The organism is Neobacillus drentensis (assembly GCF_036962765.1).
Taxonomy (GTDB): domain Bacteria; phylum Bacillota; class Bacilli; order Bacillales; family Cytobacillaceae; genus Neobacillus; species Neobacillus drentensis_C.
Window position 1 is genome coordinate 1 of record NZ_JBALOS010000082.1, and the last position, 296, is coordinate 296.

Here is a 296-nt window from a genome sequence, read left to right on the forward strand (position 1 = left end):
TGTTTTTCGCTTTTTTTATTCGCCTGTTGCGCCAAGTTCTTCTCGCTTTTCTCTTTCTCGTTCAAGGCGTTTCATATAGATTTCGCCTTCCTGCTCGATATCTTCCATCTCCAGCTGCCGCTCTTCTCTTCCCGTTTTTAGCGCCATGAGTGCACTTATTACAATACCAACCACAACAGCATATACCCAAATAGGAATAGTCAATATATCTTGCCCCTTTCATAATGGTTGTCCACTTTTACTAAATCATATTCGTTAAAAATGAAATTATGAACTGATGAGAAAAAAAAAAAAAA

The 296-nt window shown here is 37.5% G+C and carries 1 protein-coding gene; it reads right to left on the reverse strand.

What is annotated here, in order from left to right; genetic code table 11:
• Positions 1-15 precede the first annotated feature (15 nt).
• On the reverse strand, positions 16-204 hold the full coding sequence (locus V7137_RS11920; protein WP_256358406.1) for a sporulation YhaL family protein: 189 nt from the start codon (positions 202-204) through the stop codon (positions 16-18).
• Positions 205-296 lie beyond the last annotated feature (92 nt).